The 25,525-nt window shown below is 69.1% G+C and carries 27 protein-coding genes; 6 read left to right on the top strand and 21 right to left on the bottom strand.

Annotated features, from left to right (window positions below):
* Nucleotides 1-21: 21 nt before the first annotated feature.
* The 7 genes from pufB to ACG00Y_RS19095 all read right to left on the bottom strand — a co-directional run bounded on the left by pufB (nucleotide 22) and on the right by ACG00Y_RS19095 (nucleotide 7,298).
* Entirely contained in the window at nucleotides 22-171 is a 150-nt protein-coding gene (gene pufB / locus ACG00Y_RS19125) for a light-harvesting antenna LH1, beta subunit (RefSeq protein ID WP_394481587.1), read from the bottom strand.
* A gap of 104 nt (nucleotides 172-275) precedes the next feature.
* On the bottom strand, nucleotides 276-1,757 hold the full coding sequence (bchZ, locus tag ACG00Y_RS19120) for a chlorophyllide a reductase subunit Z (protein WP_394481586.1): 1,482 nt from the start codon (nucleotides 1,755-1,757) through the stop codon (nucleotides 276-278).
* Nucleotides 1,757-3,235, bottom strand: coding sequence for a chlorophyllide a reductase subunit Y (gene bchY, locus ACG00Y_RS19115; protein ID WP_394481584.1), 1,479 nt, complete (start codon nucleotides 3,233-3,235; stop codon nucleotides 1,757-1,759). Before bchY ends, bchZ begins: the two co-directional genes overlap by 1 nt.
* Before the next feature lie 2 nt (nucleotides 3,236-3,237).
* Complete coding sequence (locus ACG00Y_RS19110) at nucleotides 3,238-4,245, bottom strand: chlorophyllide a reductase iron protein subunit X (protein WP_394481582.1); 1,008 nt, start codon at nucleotides 4,243-4,245, stop codon at nucleotides 3,238-3,240.
* Entirely contained in the window at nucleotides 4,242-5,195 is a 954-nt protein-coding gene (gene bchC / locus ACG00Y_RS19105) for a chlorophyll synthesis pathway protein BchC (RefSeq protein WP_394481580.1), read from the bottom strand. The genes ACG00Y_RS19110 and bchC overlap by 4 nt, the downstream gene beginning before the upstream one ends.
* Nucleotides 5,196-5,292: 97 nt before the next feature.
* The gene (locus tag ACG00Y_RS19100; protein WP_394481579.1) at nucleotides 5,293-6,423 is read right to left on the bottom strand and encodes a methyltransferase; all 1,131 of its coding nucleotides are present in this window, start codon (nucleotides 6,421-6,423) and stop codon (nucleotides 5,293-5,295) included.
* A complete protein-coding gene (locus ACG00Y_RS19095; protein WP_394481577.1) occupies nucleotides 6,420-7,298 on the bottom strand; it encodes a polyprenyl synthetase family protein in 879 nt (292 codons plus the stop codon). Before ACG00Y_RS19095 ends, ACG00Y_RS19100 begins: the two co-directional genes overlap by 4 nt.
* Before the next feature lie 92 nt (nucleotides 7,299-7,390).
* On the opposite strand from ACG00Y_RS19095, the gene crtD reads away from it, so the two are divergent.
* From crtD to ACG00Y_RS19070, 5 genes are read left to right on the top strand one after another with little or no spacing between them, the layout of a single operon-like run.
* On the top strand, nucleotides 7,391-8,974 hold the full coding sequence (gene crtD / locus ACG00Y_RS19090; protein WP_394481575.1) for a 1-hydroxycarotenoid 3,4-desaturase CrtD: 1,584 nt from the start codon (nucleotides 7,391-7,393) through the stop codon (nucleotides 8,972-8,974).
* Between the two features lie 38 nt (nucleotides 8,975-9,012).
* On the top strand, nucleotides 9,013-9,873 hold the full coding sequence (locus ACG00Y_RS19085) for a carotenoid 1,2-hydratase (RefSeq protein WP_394481573.1): 861 nt from the start codon (nucleotides 9,013-9,015) through the stop codon (nucleotides 9,871-9,873).
* Nucleotides 9,873-10,865 (top strand): NAD(P)H-binding protein, encoded by a 993-nt coding sequence (locus ACG00Y_RS19080; protein WP_394481571.1) that lies wholly within the window; start codon nucleotides 9,873-9,875, stop codon nucleotides 10,863-10,865. Before ACG00Y_RS19085 ends, ACG00Y_RS19080 begins: the two co-directional genes overlap by 1 nt.
* Nucleotides 10,866-10,884: 19 nt before the next feature.
* Complete coding sequence (locus ACG00Y_RS19075; RefSeq protein ID WP_394481569.1) at nucleotides 10,885-11,217, top strand: hypothetical protein; 333 nt, start codon at nucleotides 10,885-10,887, stop codon at nucleotides 11,215-11,217.
* Nucleotides 11,153-11,536 carry a Fic/DOC family protein gene (locus ACG00Y_RS19070; RefSeq protein WP_394481942.1) on the top strand — a complete coding sequence of 128 codons (384 nt, stop codon included), beginning with the start codon at nucleotides 11,153-11,155 and terminating at the stop codon, nucleotides 11,534-11,536. Before ACG00Y_RS19075 ends, ACG00Y_RS19070 begins: the two co-directional genes overlap by 65 nt.
* Here the strand turns inward: ACG00Y_RS19070 and ACG00Y_RS19065 are convergent.
* The 6 genes from ACG00Y_RS19065 to ACG00Y_RS19040 are packed head-to-tail and all read right to left on the bottom strand — an operon-like array spanning nucleotide 11,520 to nucleotide 16,272.
* On the bottom strand, nucleotides 11,520-11,690 hold the full coding sequence (locus ACG00Y_RS19065; RefSeq protein WP_394481568.1) for a hypothetical protein: 171 nt from the start codon (nucleotides 11,688-11,690) through the stop codon (nucleotides 11,520-11,522). The genes ACG00Y_RS19070 and ACG00Y_RS19065 overlap by 17 nt on opposite strands.
* A 36-nt stretch (nucleotides 11,691-11,726) precedes the next feature.
* Nucleotides 11,727-12,182 (bottom strand): BLUF domain-containing protein, encoded by a 456-nt coding sequence (locus ACG00Y_RS19060; protein ID WP_394481566.1) that lies wholly within the window; start codon nucleotides 12,180-12,182, stop codon nucleotides 11,727-11,729.
* 45 nt (nucleotides 12,183-12,227) lie between these two features.
* Nucleotides 12,228-12,374 (bottom strand): hypothetical protein, encoded by a 147-nt coding sequence (locus ACG00Y_RS19055; RefSeq protein WP_394481564.1) that lies wholly within the window; start codon nucleotides 12,372-12,374, stop codon nucleotides 12,228-12,230.
* A 4-nt stretch (nucleotides 12,375-12,378) separates the two neighbouring features.
* A complete protein-coding gene (gene hemA / locus ACG00Y_RS19050; protein WP_394481563.1) occupies nucleotides 12,379-13,674 on the bottom strand; it encodes a glutamyl-tRNA reductase in 1,296 nt (431 codons plus the stop codon).
* The gene (locus ACG00Y_RS19045) at nucleotides 13,671-14,708 is read right to left on the bottom strand and encodes a phytoene/squalene synthase family protein (protein ID WP_394481561.1); all 1,038 of its coding nucleotides are present in this window, start codon (nucleotides 14,706-14,708) and stop codon (nucleotides 13,671-13,673) included. The genes hemA and ACG00Y_RS19045 overlap by 4 nt, the downstream gene beginning before the upstream one ends.
* Complete coding sequence (locus ACG00Y_RS19040; RefSeq protein WP_394481560.1) at nucleotides 14,692-16,272, bottom strand: phytoene desaturase; 1,581 nt, start codon at nucleotides 16,270-16,272, stop codon at nucleotides 14,692-14,694. The genes ACG00Y_RS19045 and ACG00Y_RS19040 overlap by 17 nt, the downstream gene beginning before the upstream one ends.
* Before the next feature lie 47 nt (nucleotides 16,273-16,319).
* Here ACG00Y_RS19040 and bchO point away from each other — a divergent pair, with 47 nt between their 5' ends.
* A complete protein-coding gene (bchO, locus tag ACG00Y_RS19035; RefSeq protein WP_394481558.1) occupies nucleotides 16,320-17,219 on the top strand; it encodes an alpha/beta fold hydrolase BchO in 900 nt (299 codons plus the stop codon).
* Here the strand turns inward: bchO and ACG00Y_RS19030 are convergent.
* The 8 genes from ACG00Y_RS19030 to ACG00Y_RS18995 all read right to left on the bottom strand — a co-directional run bounded on the left by ACG00Y_RS19030 (nucleotide 17,182) and on the right by ACG00Y_RS18995 (nucleotide 25,505).
* Complete coding sequence (locus ACG00Y_RS19030; RefSeq protein WP_394481556.1) at nucleotides 17,182-18,213, bottom strand: UPF0149 family protein; 1,032 nt, start codon at nucleotides 18,211-18,213, stop codon at nucleotides 17,182-17,184. The genes bchO and ACG00Y_RS19030 overlap by 38 nt on opposite strands.
* On the bottom strand, nucleotides 18,210-19,256 hold the full coding sequence (locus ACG00Y_RS19025; RefSeq protein WP_394481554.1) for a PDDEXK nuclease domain-containing protein: 1,047 nt from the start codon (nucleotides 19,254-19,256) through the stop codon (nucleotides 18,210-18,212). The genes ACG00Y_RS19030 and ACG00Y_RS19025 overlap by 4 nt, the downstream gene beginning before the upstream one ends.
* A gap of 139 nt (nucleotides 19,257-19,395) precedes the next feature.
* Nucleotides 19,396-20,394: a reverse transcriptase family protein gene (locus ACG00Y_RS19020; RefSeq protein WP_394481552.1), complete on the bottom strand. Its 999-nt coding sequence runs from the start codon at nucleotides 20,392-20,394 to the stop codon at nucleotides 19,396-19,398.
* Nucleotides 20,395-20,437: 43 nt separating this feature from the next.
* On the bottom strand, nucleotides 20,438-20,755 hold the full coding sequence (locus ACG00Y_RS19015; RefSeq protein ID WP_394481550.1) for a helix-turn-helix transcriptional regulator: 318 nt from the start codon (nucleotides 20,753-20,755) through the stop codon (nucleotides 20,438-20,440).
* A 35-nt stretch (nucleotides 20,756-20,790) separates the two neighbouring features.
* Nucleotides 20,791-20,979 carry a hypothetical protein gene (locus ACG00Y_RS19010; RefSeq protein ID WP_394481549.1) on the bottom strand — a complete coding sequence of 63 codons (189 nt, stop codon included), beginning with the start codon at nucleotides 20,977-20,979 and terminating at the stop codon, nucleotides 20,791-20,793.
* A gap of 453 nt (nucleotides 20,980-21,432) precedes the next feature.
* Complete coding sequence (locus ACG00Y_RS19005; RefSeq protein ID WP_394481548.1) at nucleotides 21,433-23,196, bottom strand: magnesium chelatase subunit D; 1,764 nt, start codon at nucleotides 23,194-23,196, stop codon at nucleotides 21,433-21,435.
* The gene (bchI, locus tag ACG00Y_RS19000) at nucleotides 23,193-24,212 is read right to left on the bottom strand and encodes a magnesium chelatase ATPase subunit I (RefSeq protein WP_394481546.1); all 1,020 of its coding nucleotides are present in this window, start codon (nucleotides 24,210-24,212) and stop codon (nucleotides 23,193-23,195) included. Before bchI ends, ACG00Y_RS19005 begins: the two co-directional genes overlap by 4 nt.
* Nucleotides 24,213-24,218: 6 nt before the next feature.
* Entirely contained in the window at nucleotides 24,219-25,505 is a 1,287-nt protein-coding gene (locus ACG00Y_RS18995; RefSeq protein ID WP_394481544.1) for a DUF3422 family protein, read from the bottom strand.
* Between the last annotated feature and the right edge of the window lie 20 nt (nucleotides 25,506-25,525).

Here is a 25,525-nt window from a genome sequence, read left to right as displayed (position 1 = left end):
CGACAACCTTTCAAACAGGGCTTAAAGCCAGGGACGCCACATCCACACCAGCACATGGGCCACCACGGCAATCGCCGTGAAGCCAATGAAGCTGGTCATGAAGATGCCGTGGAATTCCCGGGCCTCGTTTTCAGTCAGCCCGGATAGCGAGCCTGTTCTGTGTTCAGCCATATCGATAGCTCCTCAAAAAAGCCTTGCGGCCAATACCGCGCAGCTCCCGCGCGGCAGGGACTTCCAGGGCAGAGCGCCCCCGGCAAGTCGTTCAGGGCAGGCGCTCACGCCAATGCCCCGATGGCCGCCGCGGCCAGCTGCCGCGTATGACCTTCAATGTCTTCAACTGCCACGGCGGAGGCACCACGCGCACGCGCAGCCGCCTCGGCCCGGTCACGCAGCCGCTTGGCGGCGGAGATGCGCACCAGGACCGGCTGCGCCTCCAGCAGTTCGTCCAGCAGCTCCTTGGCCTCCGGGCTCCAGCTCATCTCGGCGAGCGCGCGGGCGGGCGTCGGGTCGACCCGGTCCAGCTCGGTGCCCAGCGGCAGGATGTGGAAGAGCGCATCGAACAGCGCGTTGCAGAACTCCTGCACCAGGTAGGTGGCGCCGGCATAGCCCATGAAGGGCGTGCCGGTGGCGCGGCGGATCAGCGCGCCGGGGAAGGAGGCGGGAATGAAGACTGGCTTCATCGGACCCTTGGCGCCGGCCTCCGCCAGGTACATGCGTTCGTTGAAGCTGCCGTACATGACCAGCGGCGCCTTCTCGTGCACGAGGGCGCGGATGGCCGCGTTGTCGGTCTTCTCGCCAGGCTTGCGGGCGACGGCGAAGTTGCAGGGCAGGCCCAGCTCGTCTTCGAAGAAATGGCGCAGGCCGCGCGAATAGGTCTCGCTGGCCACGACTGCAAAGGTGGCCGTGGCGAAGAAGTCCTGCGTGACCGAGCGCCACAGGTCCCAGATCGGCTTGATCGTCGTGTGCTTCTCGCGCTCGATGAAGGGCTCGGGGTCCAGGTGCAGCAGCTCGCCCAGCTGGCGCAGGAAGGCCGTGGTGCTGTGCAGGCCGATGGGCGCCTGCAGGTAGGGTCGGTCCAGTGCCTCGCACAACATGCGGCCGAACTCGCGGTACATGCAGACGTTGGCATCCGCGTCGGCCAGCTTGGCCACATCGGCCACATGGCTGCCCAGCGGGAAGGCCATGTTGACCTCGGCGCCTATGCCTTCGATGAGGCGGCGGATCTCGTGCAGGTCGCTGGCGCTATTGAACTGGCCGTAGCAGGGGCCAATGATGTTGACGCGCGGCTTCTCGCCTACGGGCCGGTCGGCAAAGGCTTTGCGCGCCGGCACCTTCTTGACGCCGTATTCCGTCCACAGCCAGAACATCGCGCGGTTGGCGCATTGCCACTGGTCTTCGTCGATAGTGCGTGGCAGGAAACGCGCGATGTTCGTACCTTCGGGCGTCACACCGCCGCCGATCATTTCGGCAATCGACCCGGTGACGACGACGCTGGGCAGGTCCGGGTCCAGCGCGGCGTGCGCGCGCTTCATGGCGCCCTCGGTGCCTTCGCGGCCCAGCTGTTCCTCGGCCAGGCCGGTGACGACGATGGGCAGCTCGTGCGGCGGCAGCGCGTCGGTGTAGTGCAGCACCGAGGTCACCGGCAGGTTCTCGCAGCCCACCGGGCCGTCGATGACGACCTGCAGACCCTTGATGGCGGTGAACACGTAGACGGCGCCCCAGTAGCCGCCGGCACGGTCATGGTCGAGCACGAACATCAGATCATCTCCTCCGCCTTGCGGCGCTTCATGATCTTGATGACCTGGCGTTTCGTCTCGGCGCGGAACTCAGGCCGCAACATGGGTACTTCGGTCCAGACACCGGCGCGGTCGCCCTTGCCGGTCTCGCCGAAGAACTCGCGCATCGTGTCGAAGCGCGCCTGGTTGGCGATGGCGCCGTTGATGACCTGGGCCAGCGAACCCGCGCCGGCCGGGCCCATCAGCGGCCGTGCCGAGATGAGGTTGGTGAAATACAGCGACGGGATTGCCAGCTCCTTGCAGGCCTGCACCAGCGGCGTGGTGCCGATGGCGAGCTGAGGGCGGTGGCGGTGCACCGCCGCTAAGTCTTGCTCCAGCGAGGCGCGGTACTGCACCTCGCAGCCGCGCGCTTCCAGCCAGGCGCGGTCGGGCTCGGACCAGGGCGTGCGCGGGCAGGCGGTGCCGACATAGGGCACGGTCGCGCCGCTTTCGACCAGCAGGCGGGCGACGAGCAGCTCCGAGCCCTCGTAGCCGCTGACCGTCACCTTGGCGTTGATGGGCGACTTGGCCAGCGCGCCGCGGATGGCGGGCAGGATGGCGGCAATCGCCGCTTCGACCTGGGCAGACGGCACCTCGGCCGCCTCGCCGATGGCGCGCAGCCAGGCGGCCGTGCCGTCTGCGCCCACCGGGGCCGAGCCGACGATGGGCCGGCCGGCGGCCTGCAGCTCGCGCACGCTGGCCGTGTAGAACGGGTGGATGGCCGCAGCGACGGTGCAGTCCAAAGCCGCGTACAGCTCGCGCCATTCGCGGGTCGGCACCGTGGGGCCGACCTTCAGGCCCAGGGGGCCGAGCAGCATGCCGATGACCATCGGATCGGCCGGGAACAGCTCTCCCAGCAGGCTGACCGTCTTGGCCGCGTCCATGCCCTGCTCGCGCCAGCCCTTGGGCGCCGTCACCGGGCCGGCCTCGGCCTCGCTGCGGGCACGCTGCAGCATGGCGCCGGCCAGCACGTCCTTGGCCTCCGCATGCGTGGGCACGCCAAACCCGGGCACGTCGATGCCGATGATGCGCACGCCGTTGATGACCTTGGGCAGCAGCTGCAGCGGCACGCCGCTGGCGGTGGGCACACACAGGTTGATGACCACCAGCGTGTCCAGCTTCTCGGGGTCGGCCTGGGCATGCACCGTGTCGCGGATGTCCTCGAACAGCTTGCCGGTCACCAGGCTTTCACTGTTGAAGGGCACGTAGCCGACGCTGCGCTTGGCGCCGTAGAAGTGGGACGTGAAGGTCAGGCCGTAGACGCAGCAGGCCGAGCCGCTGAGGATGGTGGCCGTGCGGCGCATGCGCAGGCCCACGCGCAGCGCGCCAAAGGCGGGGCACATGCTCTGCGGCTGGTCGTGCGGGCCCTTGGGATAGTCGGCTGCGTAGCGATCCAGCGTCTCGCGCGTGGCGGCGCTGGTGGCTTGCGCTAACTCGACGGTGGCGTGGCAGTTGGACATGGTCAGGCCGCGTCGTAGACCACTTCGAGCGTCGGCTTGATCTGCTCGTTCTTGCCGACCATGTCGAACAGCGTGGCCGGCTCCATCTTGAAGTCGCGCCCGGTCACCTCGGCCGAGAACAGTCCCAGCAACTGGTCCTGCGTCTGCGGCTTTGGCCGCACCGGCGGCGCTTCGCCGACGTTGGTGGCCAGCGTCTCGAAGAGGGACGCCCACTGCGTGCCGGGCCGACCGATGATTTCGTAGCTGGCGCTCTTGCGGCGGATGTCTTCGTTGGCCGGAATCGCGGCTAGCACGGGGATGCCGACGGCTTCAGCAAACGCGGTCGCCTCGCCGGTGCCGTCGTCCTTGTTGATCACCATGCCGGCCACGCCGACATTGCCGCCCAGCTTGCGGAAGTACTCCACTGCGCTGCAGACGTTGTTGGCGACGTAGAGCGATTGCAGGTCGTTGCTGGCGACGACGATGACCTTCTGGCACATGTCGCGTGCAATCGGCAGGCCGAAGCCGCCGCAGACCACGTCGCCGAGGAAATCCAGCAGCACGTAGTCGAAGCCCCAGTCGTGGAAGCCGAGCTTCTCCAGCGTCTCGAAGCCGTGGATGATCCCGCGCCCGCCGCAGCCGCGGCCGACCTCGGGGCCGCCCAGCTCCATCGCGTAGACGCCGTCGCGCTTGAAGCAGACATCGCCAATGGCAACTGCTTCGCCAGCGAGCTTCTTCTTCGAGCTGGTCTCGATGATGGTCGGGCAGGCCTTGCCGCCGAACAGCAGGCTGGTGGTGTCGCTCTTGGGGTCGCAGCCGATCAGCAGCACCTTCTTGCCCTGCTGGGCCATCATGTAGCTGAGGTTGGCCAGCGTGAAGCTCTTGCCGATGCCGCCCTTGCCGTAGATGGCGATGATCTGCGTGGTCTTGGTGACGGGGCCGGTGGCGACGGCATCGGGTTCGATGGCTGCCTCCGCACGAAGCTGCTGGAAGCGCACAGGCGCCTCAGCCGGGATGGTCGAGGTGCTCATGCGTGGTGTCTCCAGTCCAGGACCATCTTCAGACAGCCGGCGTCGGTGAACGCCTGCTGGTAGGCGTTGCCGGCGTTGTCGGCCGGCTCGCTGTGGGTGAGCAGGCCGTCGAGTGACAGCCGGCCGGCGTGCAGCAAGGCGTTCACCGCCAGCATGTCGGGCCGCTTCCATTCGGCAGCGACGCGGATGCGCGCTTCGCGCATGAAGGCCGGCGCGAAGTTCAGCGACAGCGGCTTGGAATAGAAGCCCGCCAGCACCACCTCGCCGCCATAGCCCAGCCGGCCGATGAGGCTGTCGAGCAGGGCAGAGTCGCCGCTGACGTCGTAGATGGCCTTGTAGTCGCGGCGCTTGTCGTCGTCCGGGTGCACGACGGTGTAGCCGACGGCGCCGTCCGCACGCGCCGGGTTGGTTTCCCAGACGGTGAAATCGGTGATGCCGGCCGCCACGTTCATGCGCGCCAGCAGGCGGCCCAGCACGCCGTGACCCACGATCAGATCGGGCGGCGTGTGCGAGGCGCCCTGCCCGCCGCCGGCCACGCTGTGATACGCGGTGGCTGCCAGCGCCAGCAGCACGGCCTGCTCGCCCAGCTTCTCTTCGACCGGCACGACCTTGTTGCCCGGCACCACCAGCCGCGAGGCCGAGCCGCCGAACAAGCCCTTGACCTCGCCGAAGCAGCGCGCCCCGGGCACGAAGACCCGTTGGCCCACCCAGTTGGAGCTGGCCGGCCCGACCGCCATGACGCGGCCCACGGCCTCGTAGCCCGGCACCAGCGGGTAGCCCATGCCCGGGAACATCGGCATGGTGCCGGTCCAGATCAGGCGCTCGGTGCCGGTGCTGATGCCGCTCCATTCGACCTCGACGACGACGTCCTCGTCTTCCATCACCGGCAACCGCAGGTGGCTGAGGCTGAGGTGCTCGGGGCGGTCGATGACCACGGCCAGCGTATTCATGAGATGGCCTCCTGAGCTGCGGTGCGGTTTGTCGATCCCATGAGAGTCATACTACGCTTACACAGTCAACCGTCAACTACGATTTACACTTATTTGATCAGCCGGCGTCGGCGACGAGCACGCTGGCCTGCAGAGGCAGGTGGGTAGCCAGCCGGCGCACGCGGGTGAACCCGGCCTCGGCCAGCAGCTCGCGCAGGCGCGCCTCGCTGCGCGGCTGGCCCCGGCCCATGGCGAGCAGGTAGAAGCCGAAATAGGCATGGCCCATGGCCTCGGCGCCGGGCGTGTCGGCCAGCGGCTCGGCCAACAGCAGGCGGCCGCCCTCGGGCAAGGCGCGGCGCACGGCGCGCAGCAGGCGCAGCACGCGTTCGTCGTCGTGGTCATGCACCACGCGCAGCAGCGAGATCAGGTCGGCGCCGGCCGGCAACTCGTCGCGGAAGAAGTCGCCGCCCTGGGCGCTGCAGCGCGCGGCCAGGCCAGCCTGCTCAAAGCGCAGCGCGGCGCGCGCCACCACGCCGGGCAGGTCGAACACCTGCACCTGCAGCGCGGGGGCATGACGGGCGGCGGCGCAGGCGAAAGCGCCATCGCCCCCGCCCACGTCCAGCAGCCGGCGGTGGCGCTGCAGCGGGTAGGCCTGCAGCACCTGCTCGGCCACCAGCGGCTGCGACGCGGCCATCAGCGTCGAGTAGGTGGCGACCTGTTGCGCTGGCAGGGCGTCCGGCATCTCGGTGCCCGCGTAAGGCCAGAAGCCGGCCAGCTCGCGCGGCCCCGCCTCGCCGCGCAGCAGCGCCAGCGGGTCGGCCAGGTCGCGGTACAACGCGGCGTGGTGCTCCACCATGGCCGCGACCCCCGCATTGCCTACCAGCGGCGCGCCCAGCGGGCCCAGGCCAAAGCGGTCATGGGGCCGGGCCTCCAGCAGCTTCAGGGACACGGCGGCCAGCACCAGGCGTTCGGTCCCGGCCAGCGGCAGCTTCAAACGCAGCGACAGCGCGGCCAGCGTCTGCGGGCCCTGGGCCAGCAGGTCGAACAGGCGCAGCTGCACGCAGGCCAGCAGCACCTGGGAGTAGACGAAGCCGGCCACCAGGTCGAACACTTGGGCCGCACGACGCCTGGCAATCCAGCGCGTTGGCACGAAGGCCTCGGCCCAGCGCCGAAAGCGTGCACTGCCCAGCAGCCGGTCGCGCCAAGCAAGCGGCGTGTCGCTCCAGTGCGCGGCAGCCACGGGCGTCATGCGATGGCGGCAACCCGCTCCATCAACTGCTGCGGCACCAGGCGATTCGCCTCATGCCGGATCAGCTGCCGGAACTGCGACGCGCCCGGGCAGACGGGCACGGTCAGCAACGTCGCCTGCACCAGGCGGTGGAACTCGGCCAGCGCACCCTCTAGCCCCAGCTCGCGCGCCGTGCTGGGCCGGCCCAGGGCCACGTCTTGCCCACCGGGCTTGCCCAGCGCGCTGGCGTCCAGCATCACGTCGCGGATGTCGTCGGCGACCTGGTAGGTCTGGCCGAGCTGCTCGCCCAGCGCGCGCCACGGCGCGCCGTCGGCGCCGGCCGCCTGCGCACCGGCCATCGTGGCGGCGGCGAACAGCGCGCCGGTCTTGGCCTGCTGGTAGTCGCTCAAGGAGATCTGCGGCTCGGACTCCCAGGCCTGGCCCGCAACGATGCCCATGGGCATGCCGACGCCATGGCACACGGTGCGCAGCAGCACCGGCAGCCGCGACAGATGGCGCCGCGCGCTGCCACCCAGCACCTCGAAGGCGGCCACGATCAGCGCGTCCCCGGCCAGCACGGCCAGGCGCTCGCCGAAGGCACGGTGGACGGACGGACGGCCGCGTCGCGTCTCGGCGGCGTCGAAGCAAGGCAGGTCGTCATGGACGAGGGACGCGCAGTGCAGCAGCTCGATGGCCGCCGCCACGCCATCGCTCAAGGCCGGGTCGTCCTCGCCGCAGGCCATGGCCACGGCCAGCGTCAGCTTGGGCCGGATGCGCGCGCCGCCGGGGAACACCGCGTGCTGCATCGCCGCCGCCAGCTTGGGCGGGTGGCCGGCTTGCAGGGTGGGCGCCAGGCTGGCCCGCAGAGCCCGCTCGATCCTGTCTTCATGCGGCATAGAGGCCTTTGCGAAGAGGCATTCGAGGCTTGTCGCCGTCGAATTACATTAATATGTGTCAATCAGAATAGACACAAGCAGGATTTGCGTCAATGCGTGCCCCGCCCGACCGCCTCCGCCCACCGCATGTGCTGGTGATCGGTGCCGGCGTGGGCGGGCTGACGGCAGCTGCGCTGCTCGCGCGCAGGGGCTTCGACGTGCAGGTGGTCGAGCGCGCCGAGACGCCGGGCGGCAAGATGCGCCAGGTCGAACTGGGGCCGCAGCGGCTGGACGGTGGGCCCACGGTGCTGACCATGCGCTGGGTGTTCGACGCGCTGTTCGAGCGCCTGGGCTTGTCGCTGGACCGCCACCTGCATCTGCGCCGCTGCGACGTGCTGGCCCGCCACGCCTGGGGGCCGGGCGAGCGGCTGGACCTGTCGGCCGACCTGGAGCTGAGCGTGGACGCGATTGCCCACTTCAGCAGCGCGGCCGAGGCCCGGCGCTACCGCGCCTTCTGCGTGCGTGCGCGGCAGGTCTACGAGACGCTGGACCGCCCGTTCATGCAGAGCAACCGGCCCACGCCGGGGTCGCTGGCTTGGCGGGTGCTGCGCCAGCAAGGCCTGCCCGGCCTGCGCCAGTTGCTGCGCATCTCGCCGTTCACGACGCTGTGGCGGGAGCTGGGCCGCTACTTCCACGACCCGCGCCTGCAACAGCTGTTCGGCCGCTACGCCACCTACTGCGGCTCCTCGCCCTTCGACGCACCGGCCACGCTGATGCTGGTGGCCCATGTCGAGCGCGAGGCAGTCTGGCAGGTCGAGGGCGGCATGTTCCGGCTCGCCCAGGTGCTGGCGGGCTGCGCGCAGCAGCAGGGCGTGCGCATCAGCTATGGCTGCGAGGCCAGCCAGCTGCTGATGGAGCGCGGCCGGGTCAGCGGCGTGGAGCTGGCAGACGGCCAGCGCCTGCACGCCGACGCGGTGCTGTTCAACGGCGACGCCCAGGCGCTGGGCAGCGGCCTGCTGGGCCAGCCGGTGCGGGAGGCGCTCGGCGCACCCGCGCGGTCGCAGCGCTCGCTGTCGGCGCTGACCTGGCATTGCCAAGCCGAGACCAGCGGCTTCGAGCTGTCGCACCACAACGTCTTCTTCGGCCCACCGGCGGGTTACCGCGCCGAGTTCGAGGCCATTGCCCAGGGCAGCCTGCCTGCAGCGCCCACGGTCTACGTCTGCGCCCAGGACCGTGCCGGCGACGCCCGCCCCACACGCCACGGCCCGCGCCGGGCCGAGCGGCTGATGTGCCTGGTGAACGCCCCGGCCGCCGACGGGCGCCCCCTCACGCCAACGGAGATCGCACGATGCGAAGAGCAGATGTGGACCCAATTGAGCCGTGCTGGCCTGCAGCTGAAACCCGGCTCGCCGGTGCCGGTGCTGACGCGCCCGCAGGACTTTGCGCAGATGTTCCCGGGCAGTGGCGGGGCGCTGTACGGCCCTGCCAGCCACGGCTGGCGGGCGAGCTTCTCGCGCCCGGATGGCCGCACGCGGGTGCCGGGGCTGTGGCTGGCCGGCGGCTCGGTGCACCCGGGGCCGGGCGTGCCGATGGCGGCGCTGTCGGGCCAGCTGGCCGCCGAGCAGATCTGCACGGCCCTGCGTTCGACATCGCGCTCGACGGCGGCGCTTATGCCTGGTGGTATGTCGACGCGCTGAGCGACCCGCAGCCCGACGGCAGCGCTTTCGCACTGACGTTGATCGCCTTTGTCGGCAGCGTCTTCTCGCCCTACTACGCCTGGGCGCGGCGCCGCAACGGCGATGCCGGCGCACGACCCGAGGCCCATTGCGCGCTGAACCTGTCGCTGTACCGCCGCCCGGAGGGCCGCACGACCTATGAACGCCTGTGGGCGATGACCGAGCGCGGTGAGCAGCAGCTGCAGCGCAACGACCGCCAGTTGCAGATCGGGCCCAGCCGGCTGGCGTGGAGCGCGGATGGCGGCCTGCACATCGACGTTGACGAATGGACCGCGCCCTGGCCGCAGCGCCTGCGCGGGCGCATCCATCTGCAGCCGCAAGCGCAGCCGGGCCAGGCCTTCGCGCTCGACACGGCGGGCCGCCACCACTGGCAGCCGATCGCCCCGCGCGCCCGCATCGCGCTGGACTTCGACGCGCCGCAGCTGCGCTGGCAAGGCGACGCCTACCTCGACGCCAACCACGGCACACGGCCGCTGGAGCGGGACTTCGCCAGCTGGCAGTGGTCGCGCAGCGCCCTGCCCGGCCACGGCAGCCGCGTGCACTACGAGGTGCAGACGCTGGACGGCGCCGAGCGCGCGCTGGCGCTGGACATCGACGCCGACGGCCGCATCCAGCCCCGCCCGCTGCCGCCGCGCCACGCGCTGCCCGGTACCACCTGGGGCCTGGCCCGCAGCAGCCGTGCCGAGCAAGCGCCCGAGCTGATCGCCACCCTGGAAAGCGGGCCCTTCTACAGCCGCTCGCTGCTGCGCGACCCGGCAGACGGCTCGCTCGCCATGCACGAGAGCCTGTCGCTGCAGCGCTTCAGCCAGCCCTGGGTGCAGGCCCTGCTGCCGTTTCGCATGCCACGCCGGGCTCGCTGATGCCGCAGCGCGTCTTCATGCTCGGCGCCACCGGCACCATCGGCCAGGCCACCGTGCGGGCGCTGCTGCGGCGCGGGCACGAGGTCGTCTGCTTCGTGCGCCCGCGCGCTGGTGTCGGCGGGCGGCTGCAAGCGCACGACACCGAGCGGCTGCTGGCCGGTGCGACGCTGCGCTTCGGCGACGTGTGCGACCCGGTCTCGCTGGCCCACGCTGGCTTTCGCGGCGAACGCTTCGACGCCCTCGTCTCCTGCCTGGCCTCGCGCACCGGCGCGCCGCAGAATGCCTGGGCCATCGACCACCAAGCGCACCTGCACGCCCTCGCCGCCGCGCAGCAGGCGGGCGTGACGCAGATGGTGCTGCTGTCGGCGCTGTGCGTGCAGAAGCCGCTCCTGGCCTTCCAGCAGGCCAAGCTCGCCTTCGAGGCCGCGCTGATGGACTCGGGTCTCGCCTGGTCCATCGTGCGGCCGACCGCCTTCTTCAAGTCGCTGTCGGGCCAGGTGGAGCGGGTACGGCGGGGCAAGCCCTTTCTCATCTTCGGCAACGGCGAGCTGACCGCCTGCAAGCCCATCAGCGACGACGACCTGGCCGACTACCTCGCCGACTGCCTGCACCTGCCCGAGCGCCACCACCGCATCCTGCCCATCGGCGGCCCCGGCCCGGCGCTCACCGCACGGCAGCAGGGCGAACTGCTGTTCGCCGCGCTGGGCATGGCGCCGAAGTTCAAGTCGGTGCCGGTGGGGTTGATGGACTTGATCATCGCCACGCTCACCACGCTGGGCCGCGTGGCGCCCAGGCTGGCCGACAAGGCGGAGCTGGCGCGCATCGGCCGCTATTACGCGACGGAGTCGATGCTGGTGCTGAACCCGTTGACTGGTTGCTACGACCCAACCGTCACGCCCTCGACGGGCTCGCAAACGCTGGCGAACTTCTACTCCATGCTGGTCACCGGCGCGGTGCAGTCGCCGGAACGTGGCGATCACGCGGTGTTCTGAGAGGATGCAGGCCAACGCCATGAGCCGATACGACATCCACAGCGACGAAGGCGAGTTCCAGCCCGGCTCCAACGGCCTGGTGCTGCGCAACCTGCTCGATATCACCTTGCCCGGCGACATGGACGAGTTGGAGCTGGAGCTGCTGGCACAGCTGTACAAGGCAGTGCTACTGGACCTGCTGCACTTGCCCGACCGGCGCATCACGGTGCAAGACATCAAGACCTGGCACCGTCAGTGGCTGGGCAACGTCTACAGCTGGGTGGGTGGGCCAAGAGCGCTCGGTGAACATGGGCAAGGGCGGCTTCATGCTTGCCGCTGCCCCGCAGATCCCTTGCTTGCTCGCGACCTTTGAACAAGATTGCCTGTCGCGGTGGACGCCCTGCAACGGCATGGCGGCACCCACACTGATTGAGGCCATCGCAGTCACGCATGTGGAGTTCATCCTGATCCACCCTTTCCGCGAGGGCAATGGCCGCCTGTCGCGCCTGCTGGCGGACGTGATGGCCATTCAGGGCGGCCATGAAACCTTGGACTACAGCACCTGGGAGACGCGCAAGGCCGACTACATCTCAGCCATCCATTCCGGCCTGGCCGGTGACTACGAGCCCATGTGCGGCCTTGTTGCCGCAGCCATGCAGGCGTCAGACTCTCGGATCAGCGAGTCAACGTGATGTGAGCGAAGCGTCGCGCCGGATTGCGCAGCTTGGCTTCCAGCGCCTCGATGCTCTGGCCGGTCTCGATGGCCGTGGAGCTGGCAACAGAGCGTCGCACCGACTGCTCGCTGGGCTTGCGGGCGGGTTGAGGGGGCTGCGGAGGCTTGCGCATGGTGATTCGTCGGAGGCTTGAATTTTAGCCGTGGCTTCACTGAGCCCCGCCCAAGCTGGCTCGCTGCTCGTGCAACAAGACGGACAGGATGCCATCCAAGGCCTGCATCGTTCTTTGGCGGTCGATGCGCAGGTTTTCCAAGGTTTCCGCGAGTTCCGTCCTCGCACTCAGCCCCGCCCATAGCGCCACCTCTGCAGACGTGGCGCTCACGTAAGCCATCTTCCAGTTCGCGAACGCCGCCGCATCCACGGCCTGCGCCTGCAGCACCGTGACGTTCTCGTGGCGGAGGTCGACGGAGATCCTCTCCATCAAGCCTTGCACCGCGCCCTCCTCCCCTTCGAGCACCTGCAGAAAGCAGCCATCCACGTAGACCAGAGCGCCGGTGACGCCCGAGCGGGCGTTGTTGCGTTGTGCCCGCTCAAGGATGTCTTCCAGATCCTCCTGCTGCATGGGCGTGGAGGACGTGGACGAATAGATCAGCTGATGCGGCATTGCGATCCCAGGCTGTTGCATTCCATGCGGAGTCAGGCGTCGCGGCTATTCGTCCAGATCGCGCTGTTCAAGCCGCTTGCGCTCCTGCGTCTTGCGCCACCGCCACCAGTCCCACCACTGCCAGCCCGCCCAGCCCAGCACCAGGCCGAACACCAGCAGCAGCTCGATGAGGCCGAACCAGTGACCGGGCACGGGATTACTCGCGCACCGCAGCCGGCCGCAGGAAAAGCTTCTCCACCGAGTTCATCCACTGCGCATGCGCCGGGCCCGCGCTGCCGTGCAGCTCGCTCAGGGCGCCGTGCAGCATCTTGCGCGTCAGCGCTGCCGACAGCGTTTCCATCACGGCGTCCACGTCCTGCCCCCTGGCCAACGCGCGCCGCGCCTTCGTCAGCTCAGCCTGGCGCCAGTCCTCTGTCTGGCGTTGCAGCGCCTGGATCAGCGGCACGGTGGCGCGCTGCTCCAGCCATTGCGCGAAGCTGCTGACGCCGGCGCTGACGATGGCCTCGGCCTGCTGCACGGCGGCCTGGCGGCGCTCGCCGCTGGTCTGCACATGGCGGGCCAAGTCGTCCACGGTGTAGAGGAACACGTCGTCCAGCCGCGCCACCTCGGGCTCGATGTCGCGCGGCACGGCCAGGTCCAGCATCAGCATCGGCCGGCGCTTGCGGGCCTTCATGGCCCGCTCGACGGCGCCCAGGCCGATCAGCGGCAGGCTGCTGGCGGTGCAGCTGATGACGATGTCGAAGTCCTGCAGATGCTGGCCGAGGTCAGCCAATGGCAGCTGCTGTGCATGCAGGCGCTCGGCCAGCAACCGGCCGCGCTCGGCGCTGCGGTTGGCCACCGTCATCTGCAGCGGCTTCTGCGCCGCGAAGTGCGTGGCGACCAACTCGATCATCTCGCCCGCGCCGACGAACAACACGCGCGCGTCGCCCAGGTCCTCGAACACCTGCAGCGCCAGGCGCACGGCCGCCGCCGCCATGCTGACTGCATGCGCGCCGATCTCGGTGCTGCTGCGCACCTCCTTGGCCACGGCAAAGCTGCGCTGGAACATCTGGTGCAGCGTGGCGCCCAGCGCGCCGGCGCTATCGGCCTCGCGCACGGCGACCTTCATCTGGCCGAGGATCTGCGGCTCGCCCAGCACCATGGAATCCAGCCCCGCAGCGACGCGGAAGGCGTGGCGCGCGGCATCGGCGCCCTGCAGGAAGTAGCTGTGGCTGCGCAGGCTGTCGGGGCTGGTGCCACCGTGCGCGGCCAGCCATTCGATGGCCGGCTCGGCCAGCTCCAGTGCATGGCGCGGGCAGGCGCTCGGGGGCAGGCCGACGTAAAGCTCGGTGCGATTGCAGGTGGACAGGATGGCCACCTCTGGCTGGGCGCGCGCTAGGTGGCTGCGCAGCCCCTGCACGCTGCGGCCCAGCGCCTCCAGCGGAATCGCGAAGCGCCCGCGCAGGTCCAGCGGCGCGCTGCCATGGTTCAGGCCCAGGGCCAGCACACTCATACGGCGCTCCGACCCAGCGTGGCCTGGCGATCCTGGCGGCCGAGCCGGTCGAAGAGGTCGATGACGAAGTCGACCTTGCGCACCGGCTGGGCGGCCGGCGTCGCCGCCACGGCCGCCAGCAACGGCAGGTTGGCGGGCAAGGGCGGCTCGCCCAGGCGGCCGGACGCGGGCCACAGGCTGACTGCGGCGCGCAGCAGCAGGCGCTGCTTGCGCGCGCGCGGCACCACGGCCCGGCGGCTGACCGAATCGCAACCGGCACGCGCCACCTCGTGGCCCACGGCGGCGTACATCAGCCGGGCGGCGTTGATGCCAGGGCGGCAGGCCAGCGGCAGGCTGGCGACGCCGGCTGCAGCCCGCGCATAGAGCACATCGGCGGCGTCCAGCAGGCGCTGCACAACAGATGCCAACGCCGGATCGAAGCGCGGCGCGGCCAGCCACGCGGCGGGGTCCAGGCCCACCTCGCGCAGCCACTGGCGCGGCAGGTACAGGCGCCCCATGCCGGCGTCCTCGCCGACGTCCCGCGCGATGTTGGACAGCTGCATGGCCACGCCCAGGTCGCCGGCGCGCGCCAGCGCATCGGGCGAGCGCACGCCCATCAGCAGACTCATCATGGCGCCCACGGTGCCGGCCACGCGGGCGGCGTAGTCCTGCAGGTCGTCCAGCGTCTCGTACTCGCGGCCGTCGACGTCCCAGCTCAGGCCTTCCAGCAACAGGTCCAGCAGCGCGCGCGGGATGGCGTACTGCGCGACGACGGCAGCCAGCGCGCGGTCGGCGGCCACGGACTGAGGCCGGCCCTCGAAAACGCGGTCCAGCCGGCGGCGCAGCTGGCTGATCGCCAGGCGCCGGCCGCCGCCGACGTCCACCGTGTCGTCGGCCAGCCGGCAGAAGCCGTACAACACCGTGGCCGGCGCGCGCACACCGGGCGGCAGCAGCAGCGAGGCGGCGTGGAAGGTCTTGGAGTTGCTGGCCAGGCTCGCCCGGCAGGCGGCGAGGTCGGCCGCCAGCAGCGGCGGGGTTTCATGCAGTGCGGACATGGGCAAAACCTTCCTCGGCCAGAGGTTGATGGGGGCGCGGCAGGTCGCGGGCGTGCGGCACGATGCTGTCCAGCACCCGGGCCGACGACAGCACGCCCGGCAGGCCGGCGCCCGGGTGCGTGCCGGCGCCGACGAGGTAGAGCCGCTCCACCTCCTCGCTGCGGTTGTGCGGGCGGAACCAGGCGCTTTGCGTCAGCACCGGCTCCAGCGCGAAGGCCGCGCCCTTGTAGGAACTGAGCCGGTCCTGGAAGTCCTGCGGCGTCAGCATCAGGGAGCTGACGACTTCCTGCTCCAGGCCCGGCAGCAGCGTCTCGCTCAGCCGCTTGGCAATCGCCGCACGGTAGGGCTCGGCACGCAGCGCCCAGTCCACGCCGGCGTCCAGATGCGGCACCGGGGCCAGCACGTAGAAGGTGTCGCAGCCGGGCGGGGCGAGGCTGGGGTCCGTGGCCGTGGGCCGGTGCAGGTAGAGGCTGAAGTCGTCGGCCAGGTGCTTGTTCGTGAAGATGTCGTCCAGCAGCCCTTCGTATCGCGGGCCCAGCGAGATGGTGTGGTGGGCCACGTCGCGGTACTGGCGCCTGGTGCCGAAGTACCAGACGAACAGGCTCATCGAATAGCGCGCCTTGGCGATGCGCTTGTCGGTCCAGCGGCGGCGCAAGCGGCCGGGCAGCAGATGCTTGTAGGTCCAGGCGGAATCGGCGTTGGAGACCACCACGTCGGCTCGCAGTTGCTGGCCGGTCTGCAGGCGGACACCGCAGGCCGCGCCCTCGTCCACGAGGATCTCCTCGACCCCCTGCCCGCACAGCACCCGCCCGCCCTGCCCTTCGATCAGCCCCACCAGCCCACGCACCAGCGCGCCGGTGCCGCCCATCGCGAAGTGCACGCCGAAGCGCCGCTCCAGAAAGGCGATCAGGCAGTAGACCGACGTGGTGGAGAACGGATTGCCGCCCACCAGCAGCGACTGGAAGGTCAGCACCACGCGCAGCTTCTCGTCTTTGACGTGCTTGCTCGCCAGCCCGTAGACCGTGCGGTAGCCCTCCAGCTTCAGCAAGTCGGGCAGCACCTTGGCCATGTCGGTCCAGCGCTCGAAGGACACGTGGCCCAGCTGCTCGAAGCCGACCTTGTAGATCGCCTCGCTGGCGGCCAGGAAGCGCTCGTAGCCGGCCACGTCGCCGGGCGACAGCTTGGCGACCTCGGCGCGCATGGCCTCGGCGTCGCCGCTGTAGTCGAACACCGTGCCGTCGTCGAAGCGCACGCGGTAGAACGGCGCGACCGGCCGCAGGTCCACGTCGTCGGCGAGCTTTTTGCCGCACAGGGCCCACAGCTCCTCGAACAGGAAGGGCGCAGTGATGACAGTGGGGCCGGCGTCGAAGGTGAAGCCGTCCTGCTTGTGCACATAGGCTCGGCCGCCGGGGGCGTCGAGCTTTTCCAGCACCGTGACCCGGTAGCCCCGGGCGCCGAGGCGCACCGCCGCCGCCAGGCCGCCAAAGCCGCTGCCGATGACCAGCGCCTGCGGGCGCGGGTCGCCTGCCGTGACGTGCGAAAGCGACTGGCCTTGTGTCAACATGAGCCGGATACTACGAGTGTCTAGTTTGATTGACAACCGGGTTTTGGATGAGCCCTGACAGTGCCCTGCCCTTGGAGCTGCAGGCCGGCCGATTGCGCTGGCGGCTGCTGCGCATGGGCAATGAGGGGCCGAACCTGCTGCTGCTACACGGCACCGGGTCGTCGCTGCAGTCCTGGCGCCCCTGCCTGCCTGCGCTGGCGGCGCACTTCAACATGCTCATCCCCGACCTGCCCGGCCACGGCGGCAGCGAAGGCTTTGCCGACCGCCAGGCCAGCCTGCCGCGCATGGCCGCTGCGGTCGGCGACCTGCTCAACGCGCTGGACTGGCAGCCCGCGCTGGTTGCCGGCCACTCGGCCGGCGCGGCGGTGATGGTGCAGATGAGCCTGGACGGCCGCCTGCCCCAGGCGCGCGGGCTGCTGGCCGTCAACGGCGCGCTGCAGCCGCTGCCCGGCCTGATGGGCCTGGTGGCGCCGGCCGTGGCCAAGCTCGCGTCACGCAGCGCCTGGCTGCCCGCCTGGGTCGGCCGCCACGCTGGCCAGCCGCGGGCGCTGACAAACCTGATCGCCTCCACCGGCTCCCGCCTGGACGAAGCCGGCGTGCAGCACTACCGCGAGCTGCTGAAGCAGCCTGAACACCTGCGCGGTGTGCTGGACATGCTGGCCAGTTGGCAGTTGGAAGACCTGCAGGCCCGCCTGCCCGAACTGCGCACGCCGCTGTGGCTGGCGGCGGGCTTGGCCGACCGCACGGTGGCGCCGGTGCAGTCGCTGGAGCTGGCGCGGTGGCTGCCGGGGGCGAGCTTTCACCCGCTGCCGGGGCTGGGGCATCTGGCGCATGAGGAGGCGCCAGAGGTGGTCAACGCGTTGCTGGTGGCGCTGCGGGACGCGACCCGCAATGCGCGTGAGGGGGCTGTCAGTGCAGTTCGGCCGGGGCCCCGCAGCACTTCTTGAACTTGTTGCCGCTGTTGCAGGGGCACGGCTCGTTGCGGCCGACCTTGGTGCTGATGCGCTGCGCCAGCTCGCGCTCGCTAACCGCCTGCCGCAGCGGCAGCCAGAACGCATGGATGCGCAGCAGACTCTCCTCGATCTGCTCCGCCAGCGCCGCGCGCTGCTCGGGGGTGCGGGTCAGCTCGTCCTGGTCGGGCGAGAAATCGTCTTCGCCCAGCAAGCCGATGGGCCGGTACCAACGCTGGCCGTCCGGGTGCTTGAACAGCGCCTGCCACGCCGCCGGGCTGAGACGCACGGCGTCCGTGAAGCCAAAGGTCCAGGCTTCCGCATCCTCGAATTCCTCGTCGGGACCGTACTGAACCGTGTGCCACAAGGGCGCTAGCAGCGGCGGACTGTGGTCAAAGCCAGCCACGATGTTGTTGAAGTGGCGCATCACCAGGCCCAGCAGGTGGTTGGCCTGATCCAGGTCGTCCACCGGCGGCAACATCGCGCCTTCTTCCTGCCCCCACACCCTGGGCAGCCATTGGCTGGGCATCACCGTTTCCGGCCCGATCGCCAGCGCGTGCAGATAGCCGTCGAGCATGTCCAGCGTCATGCTCTCTTCGGCTTCCAGCTCCAGCAGGAACATGTCCAGCTCTTCAAGTTCCTCCTCCGACAGCGGCGTCATCATGGCTTGCATGCCGGGCGGCATAGCGGGACGCTCGACCTCCGACAGCCGACGCAACAGCTCGGGCTCGGCTTCTTTGGCCGCCTGCTGGGCGTCGGTCACGAAGGCATGAATGCCCTCCGCTTCGATCGCCTCAAAGGCCGCAGCCAGGGCAGCGGTGTCGGTTTCGAATCGGTCGTCCCACACGGTGGACGTTCCAAGCTCGTCCTCGATTTCCAGAATCCACGGCTCGCCCGCGCCACGGTAGATCTCGATGCGCAGCGTGTGCCCCTCGGCGCTGTGGGTCTGCGACAGCGGTGAGTAGATGAGTTCGATGTCGTCGTCGGTCATAGGGTGTCGTCTGGGTCTGCTGCGCCGGGCGCATCGGGCAAATCACGTTGTGCGCCGATCAAGCGCTTCTCCCGCTCGATCTCGGCAATCAGTTCGGCCTCGGTGGGCAGCACCCGCTGATACTTGGAGGCGAAGAGCTGCTGGCTTTCCTTGATGACCGAATACTTGACGACGGTCTCATCCTTGCTGTCGCACAGGATGAGACCGATGGTCGGGTTGTCGTCCTCGCCGCGCTTGAGGTCGTCGAACATGCGCACATACATGTCCATCTGGCCGATGTCCTGGTGGGTGAGCGTGCCCGTCTTCAGGTCGATGATGACGAAGCACTTGAGCAGGTAGTTGTAGAACACCAGGTCCATGAAGAAATGGCTGGTCTCGGTGCTGATGCGCATCTGCCGCGCCACGAACGAGAAGCCCTTGCCCAGCTCCAGCAGGAACTTCTGCAGCTCGTCGATGATGGCTTGCTCCAGCTCACTCTCCCGGAGCCGGGCCGATTCCGGCAGCTGCAGAAACTCCAGCACGTAGGGGTCCTTGATGAAGTCGCCCAGCGACTCAAGGCTCGCTGCGCCGCTGGCTTCGGTCTTGCCTTGAGACGACAACAGGCGTTGGAAACTGCGGCTCTGCAGGTTGCGCTCCAGCTGCCGCACGGTCCATTGCTGCGCAGCGCCCTCGGCCAGGTAGTAGGCCCTGGCCTTGGGGTCGTCCTCCCGCATGATCAGCCGGTTGTGGCTCCAGCTCAATTTGCTACACGCTGTGTAGCAAATCTCCCAGTCGGGGTAGGTCAGGTAGAACTGGCGGAAATTGCGCAGGTTGGCATAGGAGAAGCCTTTGCCAAAGTTCTCGGTCAGCGCCCGAGACAGGTTCTCCAGCAGCCGCGCGCCGTACTGGGCCTTGTGCTGCCCCTGCTGCTCTTCCTGCACGATGCGCTGGCCGATCAGCCAGTACGCCTCCACCATGGCCGAGTTCACCGCCGAGCGCGCCTTGCTGCGGGCTTGCTCCAGGATGGACTTGATGTCGGTGTGGAAGGCGGTCAGTTCGGTCATGGGTCGATGTGTATGTGCCATCGAAAAAACGTCGCCCGAGCATGCAAAACGGCGTGTTGGACATGATGGCTGAGTGGCGGCTGTCGCAGTCGTGAGATCAGCGCTTGTCGTCTCAATGACGCGACCCAGCGGTCGCCTGTCAGAACGGAACAGGGCCGGCCACCTGCCAACGCTTGGTTCCCGAGGCTGCTGCTCGTTTGGCTTTGCATACCCGTGTGCGAGCAGAACGTGCAGGCAGTTTCGATTTCGCGGCGGCCAACAGCCTCACGCTGTCGGCGGCCATTCGCTTGTAACGGACGTCCAAGAAGGCAGCCTCCCCCAAAAGACCACACAGTTTGGCGGCCAGCAGCGCGCGCTTCTGACAGTCCTTCTCCGCGTCAAATGCGGCTCGAATGGCGCGGGCCTTGCGAAACCGGGTGTGCGGCACACGCAGTGCCCCGCCCGCGATGACAACGCCGGTGACATGCTTGGGACGCCCGGGGCCGAAGAGCCTAGTCTTATCCCCAGACAGCTTATGTCCATGGCTCTCGACGATGCCTTCCATTTGGTCAGTCAGACTGCGCGGGATCGCGTCTCCAGACAGAGTGATGTCGTCGACATAGACCGACAGCTTCAGCTTTAGCTCTTTACCGCGTCGATCAACTGCTTCGAACAAGCCTCGATTAGCCCAGTAGGCCAGGATCGGGCTTGACGGCGCGCCGGTGGGTAGCGCGCGCCTGTAGGTGCAGAGATCTGTAAGGAGTCCAGCCACATCCGGTGCGCACTGCAAATCCTTCAGGAAGAAGCGGAAGACCTGTTTCGACGATGTGGATGGGAAAAATTCCTTGAGGTCGAACGTAGCGACTGACCGTGCGCCGACATGAGCCAGAGCGTTAGATCGGTATGACCGACCAGGTGTCGCGCCGTGGCAGTAGTCCGGAGATTGGATACGGGAAAGCAGCTTGGCTATCCGCGCAAGCACGATCTTCAGATCGGGGACCGGGTTCTGCACCCATCGCGCCTTTCGCGTCCTACCGGTGAACTCACAAACCTGTGCTTCGAGTTCGAAGATTTCGAAATTGCCATCGTCAACCGACAGCCTCGTCAAATCGCCGGCACTGACTTCGAGGATCTGCGCCAGCCGCTTCTTGGAGCCCACCTTGTAGAGGGCACACTGATTCAATGCGTATGACTTGCGCGCCTTACCTGGCGCTGGATTCGGACTTGCTGACACTTTTTGCTTCAACCCAATGAAGTAATGCCAAAACTTTCTTTGCGGCTCCAACGCGCAGATTGCTGGTGAGCCCTGTTTGGTGAAGATTCTCCGAAAAGAACAGCAGCGACGAAACCGGAATATCGAAATGCTCGCTATATCTGTTCAACATCTCGAGTGTTGGCTGCTTCTTGCCAGACTCAATCTCCGACAAATAGGAGTTGGAGATACCCAACTGGGCGGATAGCTCCGACTGCGAGAGGTCGTGATAGGCCCTGACAAGCCTTAGCGCTTCGTTCAACATCATGGTCCTGGCAGTAAAAAGATCAGGAGTAGTCGTCTTCACAGGAAGTCGACAAACCAGTCACGAAGCACTTGCCAGTGCTCCTTGACCCAGTTCCAACGTCCATCCACCAGGTTGAACACCCGGTAGAGGGTTGCTGCCCAGCCGAGAACCTCCTTGAGGATCACGACCTTCGACTTCTTCCGTTCCGTCGACGGACACGGTTTTGCGGTTTCTTTGGTTGTCATTTGGGGCCTTTCACGACGCGACATCAACAACCTCAGCGGGACCTCCCGCCTTAGCCTGATGCCTCTCGTACGCTCGTGATGGAAACAACCTGGAGAAAACCGCGCTTTTCCCCCTGAGCCAGTTACCCGAGTCCGGCTCTCGTCGGACTCGGCTATCCCCTGCCTGCCGGAGAGCCGTGGTCGTGGGACCGCGCCGCCGTCTGGTCTGGGATTGGGTAGGGGCTGTAACACCCCCGCAGGGCCGAAGCCCCCATTGCTACGAGACATAAATCTCCGCAACCGCGGCGCGAGTGTAGCCGGACCACTGCTTCGGCGTCAAAACAATTTTCGCCAACAGCGAATCTCATGCGCCCACAGCGAATGACGATTCGAGCGTTCAACAAAGGTTGGTGCGGCCGAACCAACCTAGCAGTTGCATGCCCGCTAGGACGCCCTCGTTGTATTGCAGCCCGCTCAACCCACCCTCGCCACCGCCGCATACACCTGCGCCGCCTGCCCCTGCGGCAACGGCACATAGCGCGCCGCCATCGCCTGGGCCAGCGCCATCGCGGCCGGCTGGGGGCGGGGCGAGGTGTCGATGAGCACGCTGGCCAGGCCTTCCGCGCGCAGGCGCTGGGCGGCGGCCAGCGCGTCTTGCATCGCAGCCCCCCTGCCGGCGCTGCCGTCGCGGGCGATGTTGGCGCGGGCATCCGTCAGGAAGACGAGCACCGCCCGGCCGCCCTCGCGCGACTGCAGGCTGCTGCCCAACAGCCAGGCCGCCTCGATGCCGGCCGCCAGCGGCGTGCCGCCGCCGCCAGGCAGGCCGGACAGTGACCGCCGCGCGCGCACCAGGGAGCGGGTGGGCGGCAGCAGCACCTCGGCGCCTTCGCCGCGAAACGCGATCAGCGCCACGCGGTCGCGGCGCACATAGCAGTCGGCCAGCAGCAGCTCCACCGCGCCCTTGGCCTCGGCCAGGCGGTTGAGCGCCTGGGAGCCGGAGGCGTCGACGACGAAGACCGTCGTCGTCTCGTTGGGGCGGCGGTAGCGCTTGATGTGGAAGTCATCGCGCCGCAGCAGCAGGCGGGCCGATGTTTGACCAAGAACGGGGGCCAGGCCTTGCTGCTCGCGCTCCAGCATACGCAGGCGCTGCCAGGGGATGGCGGCGCGCATGGTGGCGAGCAGGTCCAGCCGGCTACCGGCGCGCAGGCTGCCACGCCGCGACGCCAGCGGCCGGCCGCTTTGCGCCGGGCGGGCGGCAGCACCGCGCCGGCCGGCGCCCGCGCCGCCTTTCGTGGGCACGCCGGCCAGGCTGGCCAGTAGGCCGGGCGGGATGGCGGCCTGGGCTGCAGCGATCATTTGTTCCTGCAGTTGCTGGGCCTGCTGCTCGCCTTCGCTGGGCTCGGGTGGCGAGGCGTCGGCGGCTTCGGGTGCTGACGGCTGTGGCTCGGGCGAAGCTGAAGGCTCAGGTGCCTGCGCTGATTCGGCCTCAGCCTGCGCCTGCGGCAAGGCGCGCGCACGCGGCGCCAACACCAGCCGAGCGGCCAGTTCGGCATCGGCCTGCGTCACTGCATCCCGCCCCGCAATGGCCGCCGCCGCGCAGGCCGCGCGCCAGGCCTGCCAGGGAGCGCGCAACGACTGCAAGCCCAGCGCGGCAGCCGTGCCGCACAGCGCCTCCACGGTGGCGTCGTCGTAAGGGATGCGAGCCAGCCGCTGCCGCGCTTCGGCCAGATCAAACGGCAAGGCCTGACCCTCGCTCAGCCCCGCCAATCCCGCCGCAAGGTCGGGCGCAGCCGGGCTCGCGATCAACGCCAGCCGCTCCAGCAGGCCGGCCGGCAGTTGCTCTTCGGCCGACTGCCCTTCGTCCAGCGCCACGACGCAAAAGCGCGACGCGCCCTGCTCCAGCGCCGACGCCAGCTTGGCCGCCAGCCCGGCGTCCACTCGCTCGGCCATGGGCAGCAGCAGCACGCCGCCATCGGCCTCGGCCAGCAGGCCGGCTTGCGCCACGGGCCGGCCGGCGGCCAGGCTCAGGCCCAGGTCCAGGCCGCCCAGCAGGCGTTCATCGTCGACCTGCAGCGGCAGGCGGCGCCAGGGTGTTTCAGCCGGGAGCAAACGACGAAGCGTGGCCAGCAGCGCATCACGCGCCGGGCCAGCCGCGCCACGCAGGCACAGGCCGCCAAGGCCTTGTGGGTCTACCGCCAGCAGACAGATCGCCTGCAGCCCCGGGTCGAACTCGGTCAAGTCCACAACTCGGCCACCGCACGCTCGATGCGCTCGCCCGAGCCGGTGTCGTCCAGCGGATTGCGGCGCAGCCGGTGGCGCAGCGCGGGCACGGCGATCTCGCGCAGATGCGCCAGCGTGACCTCCGGCGCAGCCTGCAGCGCGGCCAGCGCGCGGGCGGCACGCATCAGCGTCAGCTCGCCGCGCAGGCCGTCGCTGCCCACCGCCACGCACAACTCGGCGGCGCGGTGCAGCACGGCGTCGCTGACGGCGAGGTCGGTCAGGCGGTCGCGGGCCTGCAGGATCTGCCGGCGCACCTTCACGTCCTGCTTGGCCCACGTCGTCGTGAAGGCGACGGGGTCGCGCTCGAAGGCGTCCCGGCGGCGCACGACCTCCACGCGCTGGGCAATGTCGGTGGGCGTCTTCACCTCGACCGACAGGCCGAAGCGGTCCAGCAGCTGCGGCCGCAGTTCGCCCTCCTCGGGGTTGCCGCTGCCCACCAGCACGAAGCGCGCGGGGTGGCGCACGCTCAGGCCCTCGCGCTCGATGACGTTCTCGCCCGAGGCGGCCACGTCGATGAGCAGGTCGACGAGGTGGTCCTCCAGCAGGTTGACCTCGTCGATGTACAGAAAGCCGCGGTGGGCGCGCGCCAGCAGGCCGGGCTCGAAGACCTTGATGCCCTGCGACAGCGCCCGCTCCAGGTCGAGCGCGCCCAACACCCGGTCCTCGCTGGCGCCCAGCGGCAGGTCGACGACGGGGACGGGCAGCTCTTCGGTCTTGAGGCGGCCGGCCGACTTCAGCCGCGCGCAGTCTTCGCAGGCGGAAGACACCGCCGGGTCGCAGTGGTAGCGGCAACCCTGCACCGCGCGCATCTTAGGCAGCAGCGCAGCCAGGCCACGCACGGCGGTGGACTTGCCGGTGCCGCGGTCGCCCAGGACCAGCAGGCCGCCGATGGCGGGCTCAACGGCGGCGATCAGGATGGCGCGCTTCATCTCGTCCTGGCCGACGATGGCAGAAAAAGGAAAGGGTGTGCTCATCGGTGTTCAGACCGCCTCGTTTTCACGCGCGCGGCGCCGCGCCTTGCGCACCGCATTGAAGGCCAACAGCGCCAGGACCGGCACGCTCAGGCCCACGAACAGGTCGACGTCAAGCGGTGCGCCCAGCGAGCGCCCGCCCTTGGCGACGTAGCCCACCACGCCGGCCATGTAGTAGACGATGGCGGCGATGGACAGGCCCTCGACCGTCTGCTGCAGCCGCAGCTGCATCTTGGCGCGCCGGTCCATGGAGGCCAGCAGCGCGTGGTTCTGGTGTTCGCGGGCAATGTCGACCCGCGTGGACAGCAGGTGACTGGCCTGGGCGACGCGCTCGGACAGATCGTGCATGCGCTGCGACACGGTGGCGCAGGTGGCCACGGCAGGTGTGAAGCGGCGGCCCATGAATTCGTCGATGGTCTGCAGGCCGCTCAGCCGCCGCTCGCGCAGCTCGCCGATGCGGGTTCGCACCAGTTCGGCATAGGCCCGGCAGGCGCCGAAGCGGAACTGGCTGGCGGACAGGCCACTCTCCACCTCGGCCGCCAGACGGGTCAACTCGTGCAACAGCTTCTCGTCACGCCCCCCGTCGCGGGCGATGTCATCGGTGAGGCCCGCCAGCGCGCGCTCGATGGCGAGGATGCGCGGCGACAGGCGGCGCGCCACCGGGAAGGCCAGCAAGGCCATCATGCGGTAGGCCTCGATCTCGAACAGCCGCTGCAGCATGCGGCCGGCCATCAGCGGCGTGAGGCCCTGGTCCACCAGCAGCATGCGGCCAAAGCCGTCGGGATGGATGAGGAAGTCGGAGTAGGCCAGGCCCGCGCCATCGCCCACGGCGCTGCCGACGACTGCGTTGCCAGCGAAGAACTGCTGCTGCAGGTCGGGCAGCGCGGGCGCGTCCTCGGCCTGCAGCAGTTCGGCATGGCCGGCATAGACCGTCATGCCCGGCACGCCAGCCAGCCAGCCGGGCGGCAGGTTGGCAGCGGCGGAGTCGACAAACGGCGCGGTTGCGCGCGCCGCCATCAGCAGCGTGTAGCTGGAGAACTCGCCATGGCGCTCCCACTTGAGCCGCAGGCCGCCGATCAGGCCACTCCAGTGCACCGCATCGGCGGCCGGCGGCGCCTGGCCGTGCGTTCGGCACAGCCGGGCGAGGTGGGCCAGCTCGCGCTCGCGCTCGTCGGCGTCCACCAGCACCGCCGCATAGCTGGCACGGCCAGGCGCCGCCAGCGGCTCCGACGGCCGCGCGTGCACCTCCAGCGAGAGGGCAGCTCGCTCGGGCAGGTCGGCCGGGAGCAGCCTCATGCGACGTTGCTTTCAGCGAC

Origin of the sequence: Pelomonas parva, assembly GCF_043555835.1 — a bacterium.
In the GTDB taxonomy this organism is placed as follows: Bacteria; Pseudomonadota; Gammaproteobacteria; order Burkholderiales; family Burkholderiaceae_C; genus Pelomonas; species Pelomonas parva.
This window is presented reverse-complemented; position numbering and strand designations above follow the sequence as displayed.